General features: G+C 29.2%; 11 protein-coding genes and 1 pseudogene. 11 read left to right on the top strand and 1 reads right to left on the bottom strand.

The features are described from left to right. Positions 1-195 precede the first annotated feature (195 nt). The 7 genes from OCV53_RS09805 (at position 196) to OCV53_RS09835 (ending at position 9,883) form a co-directional block, all read left to right on the top strand. Complete coding sequence (locus OCV53_RS09805) at positions 196-3,171, top strand: DEAD/DEAH box helicase (RefSeq protein WP_055197985.1); 2,976 nt, start codon at positions 196-198, stop codon at positions 3,169-3,171. Positions 3,172-3,203: 32 nt separating this feature from the next. Further along, a complete protein-coding gene (locus OCV53_RS09810) occupies positions 3,204-3,590 on the top strand; it encodes a (deoxy)nucleoside triphosphate pyrophosphohydrolase (RefSeq protein WP_055197987.1) in 387 nt (128 codons plus the stop codon). A 60-nt stretch (positions 3,591-3,650) separates the two neighbouring features. Next, positions 3,651-4,079: a DUF4365 domain-containing protein gene (locus tag OCV53_RS09815; RefSeq protein WP_055197989.1), complete on the top strand. Its 429-nt coding sequence runs from the start codon at positions 3,651-3,653 to the stop codon at positions 4,077-4,079. A 128-nt stretch (positions 4,080-4,207) separates the two neighbouring features. After that, positions 4,208-4,540 (top strand): hypothetical protein, encoded by a 333-nt coding sequence (locus OCV53_RS09820; RefSeq protein WP_055197991.1) that lies wholly within the window; start codon positions 4,208-4,210, stop codon positions 4,538-4,540. Between the two features lie 331 nt (positions 4,541-4,871). Continuing rightward, positions 4,872-7,778 (top strand): NACHT domain-containing protein, encoded by a 2,907-nt coding sequence (locus tag OCV53_RS09825; protein WP_055197993.1) that lies wholly within the window; start codon positions 4,872-4,874, stop codon positions 7,776-7,778. Between the two features lie 266 nt (positions 7,779-8,044). Then, entirely contained in the window at positions 8,045-8,476 is a 432-nt protein-coding gene (locus OCV53_RS09830) for a hypothetical protein (RefSeq protein ID WP_262568800.1), read from the top strand. A gap of 30 nt (positions 8,477-8,506) precedes the next feature. Continuing rightward, positions 8,507-9,883 (top strand): hypothetical protein, encoded by a 1,377-nt coding sequence (locus OCV53_RS09835; RefSeq protein ID WP_055197997.1) that lies wholly within the window; start codon positions 8,507-8,509, stop codon positions 9,881-9,883. A 390-nt stretch (positions 9,884-10,273) separates the two neighbouring features. Here OCV53_RS09835 and OCV53_RS09840 read toward each other — a convergent pair. Next, positions 10,274-11,592, bottom strand: a pseudogene (locus OCV53_RS09840) (IS1380 family transposase). 763 nt (positions 11,593-12,355) lie between these two features. Between OCV53_RS09840 and OCV53_RS09845 the strand changes: the two are divergent. From OCV53_RS09845 to OCV53_RS09860, 4 genes are all read left to right on the top strand, one after another. Further along, entirely contained in the window at positions 12,356-13,228 is an 873-nt protein-coding gene (locus tag OCV53_RS09845; RefSeq protein WP_055197998.1) for a DNA adenine methylase, read from the top strand. Between the two features lie 20 nt (positions 13,229-13,248). Continuing rightward, positions 13,249-15,096 carry an ATP-dependent nuclease gene (locus tag OCV53_RS09850; RefSeq protein ID WP_055198000.1) on the top strand — a complete coding sequence of 616 codons (1,848 nt, stop codon included), beginning with the start codon at positions 13,249-13,251 and terminating at the stop codon, positions 15,094-15,096. Positions 15,097-15,527: 431 nt separating this feature from the next. Beyond that, entirely contained in the window at positions 15,528-15,836 is a 309-nt protein-coding gene (locus OCV53_RS09855) for a type II toxin-antitoxin system RelB/DinJ family antitoxin (protein WP_055198002.1), read from the top strand. Next, positions 15,833-16,018 (top strand): type II toxin-antitoxin system RelE/ParE family toxin, encoded by a 186-nt coding sequence (locus OCV53_RS09860; RefSeq protein WP_331485934.1) that lies wholly within the window; start codon positions 15,833-15,835, stop codon positions 16,016-16,018. The genes OCV53_RS09855 and OCV53_RS09860 overlap by 4 nt, the downstream gene beginning before the upstream one ends. Positions 16,019-16,045: the final 27 nt, after the last annotated feature.

Here is a 16,045-nt window from a genome sequence, read left to right on the forward strand (position 1 = left end):
GAATCAATATGATGGGCACATATCCTCTAATTGGTATGTGTTTCTATTGTGGATAACTTGTTAGTAGAAAGTATATGTATGATCTGGTATACTATATTATAGAAATAAAAAGACCAATGTTTAGAAATTTATTTTCTTAAATTTAATGTATGATGATTGAATCTATATGGAGTATATAACAAGAGAGGAAGAATTATGGAAAATTCAAAATCTGAAGAATTAATATCTGGTTTAGCAACAGCATTTATTGACCAATCTAGTAATTCGAATTTAGCATATCGGCCAGAATTTGTTTACAACGACCATAAACAAGGAAAGAAAGTTCTTGTGTCTTTGGAACAAGAATTAAAACGATGTGATGAATTCTTTATCAGTGTAGCATTTATCACTGATAGTGGATTTGAATCTCTATCTATGATTTTAAAAGAACTAGAACAAAAAGGAGTTCCAGGGAAAATTCTTACAACAGACTATTTAACATTTAGTCAACCCAAAGCATTAGATCGATTAGCTAAATTGAAGAATATTGAATTAAAAATGTTTCGAACTAATTCTGAAGTTGGTGGATTTCATACAAAAGGATATATATTCCGAGAAGATGAATTATATCGAATTATCATCGGAAGTTCTAATATGACCTCAAGTGCAATTACAAAAAATAGAGAGTGGAATACAAAGATAGTTTCTACAGAACAAGGAGAAGTTGCACAAGAAATTTTAAACGAATTCAAAAACTTATGGATGTCACCAAATAGTCAATATTATGAAGAATTCATTGAGGATTATAAAGAGCAATATCTACAAAATCAAATCATCAAAAAACAGCAAAGACAAGCAGCAAAAGAACAAATTGTTGATTTCGAAAGTTATAAATTAAAACCAAATAAGATGCAGTTAGCTTTTATTAATAATCTTATGAAGATGAGATCAGAAGGAATAGAAAAGGCTTTGCTATTATCCAGTACAGGAACTGGAAAGACTTATGCATCGGCATTTGCTGTTCGAGAGCTAGGATATCAGAAGGTTTTATTCTTAGTACATAGAAACCAAATCGCAGAACAAGCATTAAAATCATACCAAAAAGTTTTTGGGCCGTCTGTTACGATGGGATTAGTTACTGGTAAATCTCATGATTATGGTGCAGATTTTATTTTCGCGACAGTACAGACATTGTCAAAAACTGAAAATTTAGAAAGATTTGCAAGAGATCATTTTGAATGTTGCATCTATGATGAAGCTCATCATACCTCAGCAGATAGCTATAAAAAGGTTATGGATTACTTTACTCCACAATTTACACTGGGAATGACAGCAACACCTGATAAAAGAGATGATCATATAGAAGGTCGTAATATTTATGAGATCTTTGATCACAACATTGCATACGAGATTCGATTGCAAAAAGCAATGGAAGAAGATTTATTATGTCCATTTCATTATTTTGGAATTACTGATTTAGAAATTATTGATGATACAATGGTCAATGGAAACAAATTGACAAAAGAAGAAAAGCTACAAAATTTTAGATTTTTGACCTCGGATGAACGTATAAAATATGTGATGGAACAAGCAGAATATTATGGGTACAGTGGTAATCGAGTAAAAGGTCTGATTTTTTGTAGCAGAATTGAAGAAGCAAATGAATTATCAAAGAAGTTTAATGAGCATGGTTGGCGTACATTAGCATTAAGTGGTGCAGATTCAGAAGAAGTTCGAAGAGATGCAATTGAACGTTTGGTTAATGATGATATCAATGAGTTAGATTACATTTTATCTGTAGATATTTTCAGTGAAGGTGTTGATGTACCAGAGATTAATCAAGTAATTATGCTAAGACCAACTCAATCACCAATTGTATTTATCCAACAATTAGGGAGAGGACTGCGAAAGGCAGAAGATAAAGAATATGTGGTGATACTTGATTTCATTGGAAATTATAAGAACAATTTTATGATACCGATTGCTTTATCTGGGGATCGTAGTTATAACAAGGATAATGTAAGAAAATATGTAGTTAGTGGAAATAGTCTGATTCCGGGAGCATCTACAATTCATTTTGATGAAATATCTAAAGAACGAATATTTAATGCAGTTGATAATTTAAAAAGCATGAAAGCATTGATCAAAGAAAGCTATACTTCTTTGAAAAATAGACTGGGTAGAATTCCAAGATTGATTGACTTTTATGAAAATGAAGAGATCGATCCAATGATTATTATTCGAGAATATAAGACTTATTATGCAATGTTGAAAGCTATGGAGAAGGAACAAGAAATAGAGAAGCTTTCAGATAGTGAAACTCTGATATTGGAATATTTATCAAAAACGATTTTAAGCGGGGTACGTCCACAAGAATTGGAATTATTGAAAATGCTGTTGGAGCATAATGAAGTTTCCATAGAAGAATTTCAGGAAGATGTTTCAGCTAAATTTGGCTATCTTTTGGATATGGATGCTATCCAAAATACTATTAGGATTTTAAAGGGACATTTTCATATTAATTCAGCAGAACATCAAAAATATGCACAAATTGATATTTTAAAAGTTAATGAAAATAAGAGGATTCAACGATTAAATAGTTTTGTAAGTAAATTAAGTGAATCAGAGTTTCGCAAAGAATTAAAAGATATTATTTCGTTTGGTTTACATAGATATAACGACAAATATAATCAAAATAAGAATCAAGGAGTTCCATTTGTATTATATGAACAATATTCAAGAAGAGATGTTTGTTTTTTAATGGATTGTGGCAAAGATTTATCTTCTACGATGTATGGGATGAAAAAGATTAATGATGATGTTTTTATTTTTGTTACATATCATAAAGAAAAAACAGAAGACGATGCTAAAGAATATATCGATGGAAAACCTGATTATGCAGATGTGTTTGAAGACAATCAAATATTCTGTTGGGATACTCAGATTGGAAGAGGTATTGATAGTTCTTATACGCAAGATGTGATGAAAGCTTATAGAAAACATTTGATGGTTAAAAAAAGCGATGCAGAAACGACATTTTATTATATGGGACAGTTCGATATTGTAGAAGTTAAGCCTGCAAAAAAATTAGATAATAAAGGAAAAGAACGAGATATTGCGAAGTTTAGAGTAAAAATGAGACATGCAGTTCGAGATGATTTATTGCAGTATTTAGAGAGTAATATAGATTAGATTACGAGTAGAAAATGAAAAGGAAGAATGATATGAAGACGATAAAGGTAGTGGCAGCAGTTATAAGAGACGGAGATAAGATATTTGCGACACAGAGAGGATATGGTGATCTAAAAGGTGGATGGGAATTTCCTGGGGGAAAGATTGAAGAAGGGGAAACTCCACAGGAAGCTTTGAAGAGAGAGATTATGGAGGAATTGGATACAGAGATTGAAGTTGGAGAATTGATTGATACGATAGAGTATGATTATCCGGATTTTCATTTATCTATGTGGTGTTATTGGTGTTCTGTAGTTCGTGGAGATTTGGTTTTGAAAGAGCATGAGGCAGCTCGATGGTTAGGAAAGGATGAATTGATGGATGTTGAGTGGCTGCCAGCGGATGTTGTATTGATATGTAAGATTAAGAAAAATTGTTGAAATATCAATATATAGTCAGATGTAATATTATTTTTATACTTTCTAAGGGGTTATCAAAAAATGATCAATGGTAAAATTAGAACAAAAGCACATATTACTGGAGAAAAAGCAATTAAATTTATTCAAAATGAAATACTTCCAGAAACTTGGGTTAGTAGAGAAATAACTCCTGATTATGGAATAGATTTGGATGTAGAATTATTTGATTACGAAAATGATAGATGTATTACATTAGGAGAGCATATTTTTTTACAAGTAAAAGGAACAGAATCTCCAACATATGGAAATTATACAGGAGAGAAAGAGACAAAAGTTATAAAATTTCAGTTAGAAGTATCAGAATTAAATTTAGTTGAGAAAATGGGAAGTGCGATGCCAGTTCTTTTGGTAGTTGTTGATTTAAAAAATAGTAAGGCTTTTCAGATTTGTTTAAATGATTATATAAGAAAGATATTAAGACATGAAAAATTTAGATATAAAAAACAATAGTCATTAATATTCCAATAAAAAATGAAATATCAAAAGAATCTATAAATGTATTAAGTTGGTATGGAAAAAGAACTAAGATATATGCGATGTTTCATGAAATGTTAGTAGATATAGAAGATATGAAATATATGAATAATGAAGAACGTATTATATTTGCAAAAGAATTTTGTGAATATTATAGACAGTATAATGTTTTTAAATATAGTGAATTGTGGAGTGGCCTAAAACATATAAAAATATTATTGGAAAAAATGATAGAAAATGATGGGATGTTGCAGGAAATAAGTTCATATATACGTAAAGAATTTGATGAAAGAGAAGATTTAGATGATACTAATTTAATTAAGAAAATACAAATAATGAGTATAAATCGGTTAAGTAAAATAATTATTAATTATAGTGGAATGTTTGAAACTTATTGTAGAGAATGGTTTATGCCAGGATTACTATTAGGTAATTAAAAATAAAAAATATAATATATAATATGGGAATTCATATTAGGGACAGAAATATTTAAAAATTCATAGAAAATATGTATAAAAGGTGGCTTATATTTAAAATTTATGATATATTAGAGTATAATAAATAAGAACATATGTTTGGTATTGCGATACTTTATTATTGAATTTAATAATATTAAATAGATTTTATTGAGTATACACTAAAAATAAGAAATCGACAATATAATTTATTTGTAATTAAGTATAGACATAAAATCTAGTGATAAATAGATAAACCACTGATTAGGTTAATTATTTTGATTTGTAAAATTCAATGTGTTGGAGATAAATAATGGAAAAATTAATTATAGAAATTATAGGTATGTTATTTAGAAATTGTATAGGTACTTGGACTAGAGGAACCAGAAATGAAGCAGTTGGAGAAAATATTTCTGGGTGGTTGGAATTTGGCCAAGCAGTAGGATTAACGTTTTTGCAAGCAAAAAAATTAGATAGAACTATAGAAGAATTTATAGATGATATAGCAGAAGATTTCTTAAAAAATTTTGGAAATGAATTAGAGAACGTAAAACAAAATAAACTTATAAAACAAGCGAAGAATGATATTAAAAAAGTATGTAAAAAAGAAGATATTATTTATTGTGGATTAAATGATACAGAAAAATTTAAAGAATTAATACTGTCTGAATCTGAAGAAATAAGGAAAAAATGGAATGATAAAGAAAATAAAATATATAAGAAATACATGGATTATTTTATTAAAACAAGCATTCGATTTTTTTCAAAATTACCAGAGTTCACACCACAAACATTATATACTATTGTTCAGAGACAAGAAAAATATCATAAAGAATTGAAAGAAATTTTAGAGGAAATACATTCGATGACAAGTATTCTAAAAAGTGTAGATGAAACTTTTAGAGAATATGAAAAATTTTATAGAGAACGAATAGTGGATAGATATAATAATGTTGAATTGATTGGCGCTAATTTTCGTAATCGTAAGGTGAATCGATATGATATATCAGCTGCCTATGTAGAGTTAAACTGTATTAATGATGACTATGAAGATGAAATAGCATTATCAGATGTATTTTTAAATGGAAATGTAGCTTGGATAAAAGGAGAAGCTGGTTGTGGAAAAACAACTTTTTTACAATGGGTAGCAGTTTGTTCTGCAAAAGGAGAATACAAGAAAATCAAGAATATAAGAAATGCAGTACCAATTATTATTGGATTAAGAAGTATAGAGTGGCCTATTAACTTACAAAATATTATTGACGCAATTACTAATTCATTTGGTAAATCATGTCCAGAGGGATGGTTAGTACAACTTTTAGAGAGAGGAAGAATAATCTTATTATTTGATGGATTTGATGAAATAGCGATTGATAAGAGAATAAAGACATATGACTTTATTGAAGATATTTTAAAAAAATATCCTGAAATAAAAATTTTAATGACAGCAAGAAATTCAGTAAAAGATGATATTGAAGGAAATATTTATTATGAAATTGTTCCAATGAGAATAGAAAATATTAAAAAATTTATTTTATATTGGCATAAAGCAGTTTTACAAAAGGATGCTATTGATGATGACGAAAAAATAGAAAAGATACAATATGAATTGTTATCAAATATTATAGAAAACCCATCTTTAAAAATGTTAGCTAAAAATCCGTTATTGTGTGCTATGATTTGTGCATTAAATTATGTTAATAACGGACAATTACCTGAAAATAAAATGGAGTTATATGAAAAATGTTGTGAATTGTTATTAGATTCTAGGGATAATGGTAGAAAAATCAGTAGTACAAATTATAAAAATGTTCCTAAATTAGATTATAGCAGAAAGCGTAAAATTTTGGAGGAAATAGCATATTGGATGATGAATTCTGGTGTTTCTGCGGAGAATAGAGACACCGTAGAAAAGTTTATAGAACATCTTCTAAAAGATACTAATATATTGTTAGAATGTAAACAAGAATACACAGGAAGGGACTTATTAGACTTTTTTATTGAACGAAGTGGGATGATTAGAGAACCGGAAGTTGGAGTTATTGATTTTGTACATAAAACATTTATGGAATTTCTAGCAGTTAAAGCAATATGTAGAAATTATGGATGGAGAATGTTAATAAAAGAAGCTTGTAATGAAAATTGGAAAGAAACGATTATCATGTGTTTTTCAGAAATGGGAGAAGAAAGTATAGAGTTTGTTTTAAAAGGGATGATTGAAAAAAGTGATAGGGAACAAGATGAAAGATATGTATTAATGGCGGCATTAGGTATAGCCCAAGCAATATTTTTAACTGATAATACCCTGAAAGAAAAAGTTGATAACGAATTAAAGAAATTGATACCACCTAATCAAAAAAATATGTATGAATTAGTGGAGCTAGGAGTATATATTCTGCCATTTTTAAAGGATTCTATAAATTATAATAACAACGAAAAAAATAGATGTTTAATGTTATTGGATTATATGGAGGTGGAAGGAGCGATACCGATTATTTTATCATATATTGAGGGAAATGGAAGTTATAGAGTTAAGCAAAAAGCATTGGAAATTTTATGTAAATATTCAGAAGAAATATTATATGAATATAATGTTAAAGATACTCTTTTTATAGCAATGAAAAATTCAATTAAAAATAATGAAATAACAATATCTAGTACTTTGATTAATTTATTAGGAAAAATAGAAATAAGTGATAATGATAGAAAAATCTTTAGAAAAATATATTCAATAAAAGTTATATTTGAGGAAGAACAGGAGCTTTATATTGGGTATAGTTTTTTAGAAAATTTTAAATATTGTCAAAGGGTTGTCTTTTGTGGAAAAGTTCGATGCATAGATTTGTTAGAATATTTTTTGAATATTGAAGAGCTAAAAATAGATACTAGTGCGGATTTTACAAAAGAAATTCAAATTTTAGAATCAATTAAAACTTTGAATTCTATAAAAAATTTTTCATTGATTGTGAAAAAATTAAATTATATTTGTCATAATGATTTATTACAAATGAAAAAATTGGAAAATTTTCATTTAAAATGTTATGATCAGCAAATCGATTTTGATTTAATAGATTTTAGGAATATGCCAAATTTAAAGAAGATAACTTTTGAAATGCCAGAATGGGTAATTGAAGAAATAAAGGGAAATGTATTCGGAGAAAAAGATAAACAAATATTATATTTGAAAATTTCAGACGAAGAACTATATGAGAATCAATAAATGATAGCAATTTTATAAATTCAACCTTCATGCCTGCCGGACGTGATTTGCATTCATGGATCTGTCTGGTCCATTGCTGAAGTCGGACTTGTGAAGCAACTAAACTTGGTTGAGTTTTTATGTGATCATCTCCTATCCAAGTACAAAAAGTTAAGTACTTAACTTTTTTGACTTTTTATATTTTGTATAGGATAATGATAGCAGAGTAATTTTAATAAAAAAAGGTACGTGCTATTGCGCGTTTACCTTTTAATCATCATAGTGTTGTGATCGAAGACTATTATAAACCGATGTCTGAAATGAAAAATAAATATACTTTGGTAGGTGATGTAGTTTGTAATCAAAGAGAAAAACTTCCAATATATACGACAGAAGCAATTGCAGAAGCTGATTTATTTTTATATCAGGTTTGCAATGCATATGATTTAGTTGAGAATGAACAGGCATCGTATAGGACTTGCTGGTTTCCAACATGTTATGTGTATGCACAGAATAAAAGTTTAGAATGGGAAAGAATGAAGTCTTGTAGATATTGTGAAAAAATGGAAGTATTATTTGGAGTGGATTGTATTGAAAAATTAAAAGAAAAAATAGAAAAATGTGTATATGATCCTCAAATGAGATATTCAGGCGGATGGGGTGCTGCGCCTGCTATATTAAGTTGTATTAAAGTTGAGGATATTGGAACTTTAAGTTGATTTACGTTATAAAGAGGGTGTTGATAGATAATGAACAAATGCATATATTGTGGGATAGACCACGATTTATCCGAGTCTGACATAATACCGGATGCACTTACAAATGCACGTATTTTAAATAAAAATGTTTGTAGAATTGAACATAATAATAAATTTAGTGATATGTTTGAAAGTAAGGTAATTAATGCTTTGAGTTTTATCACTAATGAACTTGATATAAAGTCGAGCAAAGGGAAAAAATATGCATCATATGAAGCTGTTGTAACTATTGAAGGTACTGACTATAATTTGAAACTTCATGGTGATAATGAAATATTTAATGGACGAGTATTAAAGTCAGCGGATAATACTCAAATGATAAGTTCATATGATCAAGCTGTTAAAATTGCAAAAGATGAAAACATGGTGAAACCTCTTGATGTGAACACTATTAAGATAGAAAAGAAAATTAAAATTAATAATGAAATATTTTTTGACATATCAATGTACAGAATGCTTTCTAAAATAGCTTTTGAATGGTATTGCTCTAAAAATTCAATATCTGGTTATTATTCTGAATTCAATGATATTATTAAATTTATTACAACTGGGGAAGGTACAAATCCTGTTAGTGTCATTCAAGAAGAAAAAATTTATGAAATGTTAAATCAACAGGTTAATCTAGGAAGCCATACTTTATTTGCAATCGAAAAAGAATATGGTGAAATAGATGTTATTATCTCATTATTTGGATTACTTATGTATAAGGTAAAAGTGACAAATAAGAGACCAGACATTTGCAAGAATAATTTTTTGTATACAGAATTAAGAACAGATTCGTCCAGAAATGAACTCGTGTACCATTCTTATTATGAAGCGGAACAGAAGTTTGCTGAGGACAACTTTATGAGTGTAGGAATGATTAATGGTATGACGTTAATGGTTCCGAAGGTAATGATGCCAATTCCTAATGCGGAACTATATCCAATTTTATTTAATTTGGCAAAATATTTTATAGCAGTAGATGATGATATAACTATGCCTAATGATAGATTAAATAAAATATTTTTTACACAATTGAAAAATATAACGCAAGCATCAACACTGCAAAAGAAATCAATAAAACGATTTGTGAATGAAACTTTTTATCAAGGACATGAAAAAATAAGATTAAATCCTTATACAAGTAATAAAAAAGCTGTGGTTTTGTTCTATGCTGTTTATCTAGTTGGTAAGAGCAAAGAAGAGATATTAGACGATAGAATTTTACAAAAGATTCTAAGAGAGGGACTACAAAACCTAAATAGAAAGGTTTTTATTGTTGATGATGAAATGGAGAACAAACTTAAGCAAATAATGATGGAGGATGAAAAATATTCAGATGTTCTTGAAGTAGGAGCACAAAAGATAATGAATTGGCAGAAATAAAAAAGCAAATAGTATTGAGTATGTCAGAGAAGGAAAGTCCATTTCAAATGGTTCAGATTATAGGTCCCTTATGTGATAGACTATAGAAGTATCAAAAAATAAAGATACTTTTTCGATTTAATTGGAATGGTGTATAGGCGATGCAGAAATTATAATATAATATATAAATAATACTGGAGAAACATATATGAAAAAAATTATTTTTATGAAAATTTTAAAAATTACTATTATCCTGAATTATTCATGAGCAAATAAATTTGCTTATGGTTTGTAATTACCTTTGTATCTCTTTCAAATACGTTCTATTTTACAAAATACAGTCTAAAAAAGGCAGACTTATCCTGTCAATTTAAAAGAATGTTTTGAAACTGTCAAGGTACAAAGATTTTGTTATTCCAGTTGCTTTAATCCACAAATGTGTTCTAAAATTTTGTAGAATTCATTTTTATATGGACAATGACTGCACAGCTTAAATGTCAGATATCTTGCAGAACGGACAAGTTTCGCTGCTATTTTTAATAGTTTTAAATGAATTGTATCAACCTGTAGTTTTTGAAAACTTCTTGGAAGTACCAGTCGTCGAAACCAGTTAAATAAGTTATATGCCAGCGTACTGATCTGAAGTTTATTCGCATTGACAGTCATACTGTGACTGCTCATGGCATCCATGTGAAAGCCGTGTTTTGATTCACGGATAAATGTTTCCATTAAACCTCGTTTACAGTAAAAACAGATCAGATCCTCTGAAGTGCCATCCATGTTTGTCACGACGAAAGTATATAAAAAGTTCATCTGACCTTCTGGCTTTTCCATCTTGCAGACGCTCCTTCTTGGATAAAGCCAGCTGTCAGCTTTATAGAAAAATTCGCCATAACTGACGCATAATCGATCTGATCATGCTTCGTTTTTTCAATCAGTTCGTCTTCTATGAAAGATGCAGCCATACGTAAGCGTCCGTTTTCTTTCATACAAATCGCATAGGATACACCATTGGATTCCAAAGTCTCGTAGATCATAATGTCAGCAAACCCACTGTCGCCTCTGAGATACAGAGGAATATCCGGATAATATCTGTTAAATTCATCCAACAGTAGTTTCAGAAAATCGGTCGTATTTTTTGAAGTATAACTGCTTCCCGGCCGAAGACAGGCACTTAGCAGATTACCGGTCAGCCCATCATAGGCAACCAGAGGATGATATCCATAATCTCTGTAATGTGAGTTAAAAGAGTTTCCTTCCTGTGTTCCGAAAGTTGCAAACAGGGTGGAATCGATATCGATCAAAAGATGGTCTGGTCTTTTCCAGGAATAGATCTTTTCTCTTAACTTTTGATGAATGAGCTCAAACTGATACAGGCAGATCTCATCGCATCGGTTGATAAAACGAGACATGGTCGGCTGTGATGCAAGAGACCTTTTATTCAGGATGGTTGTAAAGATTGGATCAGATGTCAGTTCATCAGCATCATCATCCTGAAAATAACCAGCGATCAGCTGGTAGATCTTCTGGATTGCATTTTTGCTGTCTGTATGTTTTCTGGTCTTATCATCATTGGTGGAGAAATCTTGTTCTAAAAGCTGTTTCAAACCGAGTTTTTGAGCAAACTCATGGATTAAGAGTATGCCAGAATCAGAAGAAAGATCGCCACCATTAAAATTTATTTTGATTTTTCTATTGCTATTAAGTGATAAGGTGTTTACAATATTCATAAAGAGCTCCTTGGTATGTATTCGTTAAGACGTTGAACACCTTAATTTTACTACAAATGGATGCTCTTTTTTATTCACTTGATAGATGAAAGGGAAAATCAATAAAAACATAGCAACTATGCGACTTTTAGTCGCTAACACGACGAAGTCGTGAATAATTCAGGATAACAATTAAAAATACTTATAAAACAAACGTAGGTTCGAAAAAACTTGATAAAAAGGAAAGAAGACGATATACTTAATTCAAAAGAGATTGTAATATAGCGGATGGTATAAAAAGAGGATATAGAAATGGATTTAAAATTTGTAATAGATTGTTTGGCTGATGTTGATCATTTAACGAAAAGTTTGTATTTTATTAAGAAAAATAAAGTAGGTTATACTTCATATTCTCCTGAAATCCAATCTTGAGGACGAAAATATTGAATATGATGAAGAAGGACGAAAATATTATTATGAAATTTTGAATGGACTTTTTATAGATTTTGAAGAAGGTGAGCTTAGAGAATTCCTTTATAATGGGCACAAAGTGATAAATGTAACTGCGAAAATATCAATACAAATAAATGAAAAAATATGTGGAACTATTTTTACTGGAAGGCCAAGAGTATAGAAGAATAAAATAAAAGTGTTTGAAATAATTTTATTTCTTAAATAAATGGTAAAAATATGGGTTCTATTTCATAGGTGAATACTTGAAATGATAAGTTGATAAATGATATAATGTAATTAAAATTTTTATAAGGGTAGAGAGGAAATTATTATGTTTTATTCGCCATTAAGATATCCAGGAGGTAAAGGGAAATTAGCTCCATTTATGAAATATCTAATTGACAAAACAGATCATGTTGGTGGTACTTATATAGAACCTTTTGCAGGCGGTGCAGGTATAGCCCTGGATTTATTAGAGAACGATGTAGTAAGTAAAATAGTTATTAATGATTTGGATAAAGGAATTTATTCTTTTTGGCGAGCACTTTTAAATGAAACAGATAGATTTATTGAAGAAATTAACAATATTCCATTAAATATTGACGAATGGAATAGACAAAAAAATATCATGTTAAATTCACAAAAAAAATATAGTTTTGAATTAGGGTTCGCAACATTTTACATGAATAGAACTAACAGATCTGGAATTATTAAAGGAGGAGCAATTGGTGGTTTAGAACAAAATGGAAAATGGAGATTAGATGCAAGATTTAATAAACCTAATTTAATAAGACGAATAAATAAAATAGTAGAAAGAAAAGATAGCATACATATATATAATAAGGATGTAGCATCACTTATAAAAAATTATTTACCCAAATATCAAGATAATGCGTTTGTATATTTTGACCCACCTTATTTCGGAAAAGGAAAGCAGTTGTACTTAAATTTTTTTAATTACCAAGATCATGTTCGTATTGAACAAATGATTAATGAATCAGTGAACTGTGATTGGGTTATCACTTATGATGATGTACCGGAAATTGCAAATATATATAAAAATCATGAATTAAGACGCTTTGATTTGAATTATAGTGCTGCTGAAAAACGGATAGCAAGTGAGATTATTATTTTTAGTAGCTCAAGTATGATTCCGAGGAAAAAACAGTTAGAAATGGAAAAGATTTATATTAATTTACGATAAAGTATAGAAGAGGAAATAAAATGACATTTGACAAAAGAATACGACCATATCATTTTTATATTGAAAATTTTCGCAATTTCAAAGACGTTTCATTTGATTTGGGAAGAAAAATTACAGTACTGAGTGGACAAAATGGTGTAGGAAAATCTAATTTATTATCTTTGATAGCATCAGGATCTGGATTAAATAAAAAATCTGTATTGGGTAGCAATTTCCAACCTGAATTTTATGATTTTTTTAATGTGGATAAAGAGGAAGATTTTGAAAATTATAAGTTATATTTGACGTATGCAGAAGAAAATGGAGAAGTAGCATTAACAAAAAGGCTAGCCTTTAAAAACGATACAAAAACTGGACGAGGAATCAGAATTATACCAAGAACTAGCAATGTTAATATTGAAGATTGTACCATAAAAGTGGCTGAAGAAAAAGCAAAAATGGAGTATGATGTTGGAGGAGCAGCAAGAGTAAGAATTCCAACTATTTACTTGAGCCTTTCTAGATTATATCCTCTTGGTGAATGTAAAGAGACAGTTAAAATTATAGAAATGAGAAAAAATAATTCTTTATATTTAAAAGAAGCAGATAAAAAATATAAATATTGGTATAATGCAGTAATACCTAATTCAATAGAAAATGAAGCAGTTTTAACAAAAGTTGAAAAAAATGCTTGTTCAAGAGCTTCATTACATATGGATATTAATAATACACCTACATTATCACAGTCTATTGGACAAGATAATCTTGGAAATATTATTAGTGCATTGGTAGATATTTATATGTTATCTTTAGACAAAGATTATAAGGGCGCTTTATTATGTATTGATGAGATAGATGTTTCTTTGCACCCAGATACGCAAATTAGATTATTGGATTTGTTTAATAAGCTGTCAAAAGAGTTAAATATTCAATTTGTTTTAAGTACTCATTCTTTGACGATATTAAAAGAAGTATTAAAAAAAGAAAAAAGAAATAATCAAGATTATAAAATTGTATATTTAAAGGATCCTTCTACCCCGTATGTTACAAACAGTAAATCATATGAACTTTTAAAGGCAGATATGTTTGGCAGTTTAAGTTTTCAACAACCTAAAGTTAAAATTTATTTTGAAGACGAAATAGGAAAAATGTTGTTTGAAATGCTGATGAAGGCGTTTGAAAATATATATCATGCAGTGAAAAATAAATATGAAAATCCTATACTTAGAAACAGCTCGGATGTTAGAGATTATGTAGAAATAAATGATAAAATACATAGTTTAAATGGATTATTGCGCTTATTAGAGAATACGAAAAGAATCCCTACAATATTAGGATGCGAAGAGCTATTTAAAATAAATAAGGCAGATGAATATTTTAAGCGTATAATTTTTGTTTTAGATGGTGATGCAAGATACAAAGATCCGAGACAAAAACCTAAAATAAAGAATTATTTAAATAAGAAATATGATCCAAAAGAATCAAAATTAAATGATAGAAGTCATCCTGACAATATTTGTTTTTTGCCAGATTACTTTGCTCCTGAATCGTTTTTATATTCAGTGGTTTATAAAATATTTACTAATAATACGGAGCATTTAACATTTTGGAGGGGATTAGATTCGAATGAAACTACTGCTTTGTATACCTCTGAAAAAATTAATGAAATTTTTAGTGTTTTGCCGAGTGAATATAATAATGACGATTTAAAAAAAATTTTTACAGATTCTTTTGAATCAGATATATGGAAATTTATAAAAGAATCAGATATAGTGACATATTATTATTCTGATTATAAAACGATAGGTGAGTTATTATCTTTTTTGGAAAATATAAAAAAAGCATATGATATAGCATTACCATTAACGTTATCTAATAGATACAGTTAAAATCTAAGTTAAATTTTGGAAAGATGCATTAGGATATTATGTTATCAGATTAGCTAGTAAGGCAAATTATGAGTTGCGTATTGATTGTGTAATGGAAGCAAAATGTACATTTTAAGAGGTCCCGTAGACGTAGACCTTAGGACATGCCAGAAACCAGAATTGCTTAAGGTTTCAGGGACATTAAGAAATCACTTTGACCAGCAATTCTGCCGATAATATCTATATAATAATATATATTAAATAATGGGAAATAAATACTTATTTCGGCAAGTGTTGTGATTTTACGCCTAGATTCGTAAAATTCAGCTCCAAGGAATAATTATGTAAAATCCTGTGGAAAAAGAAAAGGTGAAACTTGTATTGTTATTGTGCGGACACTTGCATATAATAAAGATAGATAGAAAAACTACTCACGAAAGGAGATGTTTTATATGGCTACAAAATCAGCAAATTTATATGCAAGGATTGAACCAGAAGTCAAAGAAAAAGCAGAAAGTATTTTGTCTGCACTTGGTATTCCTGCTTCTAGTGCTATCAATATGTTTTATAAACAGATTATCTTACAGAGAGGACTTCCATTTGAAGTAAAAATACCATCCGCTAGACCTGTTGATATCAGCACATTATCAGAAGTAGAATTCAATGAAGAATTGGAGAAAGGATATGCAGATATGCATGATAGATGGACAAAAAATGCGAAGAAAGCTTTTGCTGATATTCGCAAGGATTATGGCTTATGATATATGAAGTAGAAGTATCTGAACAGGCAGACCGTGATTTGAGAGAAATTTTTGAATATATTGCTTTTGAATTACAATCACCAGAAAATGCAATCGGACAACTTAATCGTCTAGAAGAACAGATATTAAGTCTTGATGCGATGCCGAAGCGTTATCGAAAATATGAAAAAAGAAGATATTAAGGTCCCAGGGACGTTAAGAAATCAGTT

The sequence above is a fragment of the Anaerostipes amylophilus genome (genome assembly GCF_025567365.1).
In the GTDB taxonomy this organism is placed as follows: domain Bacteria; phylum Bacillota; class Clostridia; order Lachnospirales; family Lachnospiraceae; genus Anaerostipes; species Anaerostipes amylophilus.

Bases quoted from the DNA above. Each gene is read 5' to 3' on its own strand.
- OCV53_RS09810 (WP_055197987.1), top strand. From the start codon at position 3,204: ATGAAGACGATAAAGGTAGTGGCAGCAGTTATAAGAGACGGAGATAAG.
- OCV53_RS09825 (WP_055197993.1), top strand. From the start codon at position 4,872: ATGGAAAAATTAATTATAGAAATTATAGGTATGTTATTTAGAAATTGT.
- OCV53_RS09860 (WP_331485934.1), top strand. From the start codon at position 15,833: ATGATATATGAAGTAGAAGTATCTGAACAGGCAGACCGTGATTTGAGA.
- OCV53_RS09805 (WP_055197985.1), top strand. From the start codon at position 196: ATGGAAAATTCAAAATCTGAAGAATTAATATCTGGTTTAGCAACAGCA.
- OCV53_RS09855 (WP_055198002.1), top strand. From the start codon at position 15,528: ATGGCTACAAAATCAGCAAATTTATATGCAAGGATTGAACCAGAAGTC.
- OCV53_RS09835 (WP_055197997.1), top strand. From the start codon at position 8,507: ATGAACAAATGCATATATTGTGGGATAGACCACGATTTATCCGAGTCT.
- OCV53_RS09845 (WP_055197998.1), top strand. From the start codon at position 12,356: ATGTTTTATTCGCCATTAAGATATCCAGGAGGTAAAGGGAAATTAGCT.
- OCV53_RS09820 (WP_055197991.1), top strand. From the start codon at position 4,208: ATGAATAATGAAGAACGTATTATATTTGCAAAAGAATTTTGTGAATAT.
- OCV53_RS09815 (WP_055197989.1), top strand. From the start codon at position 3,651: ATGATCAATGGTAAAATTAGAACAAAAGCACATATTACTGGAGAAAAA.
- OCV53_RS09850 (WP_055198000.1), top strand. From the start codon at position 13,249: ATGACATTTGACAAAAGAATACGACCATATCATTTTTATATTGAAAAT.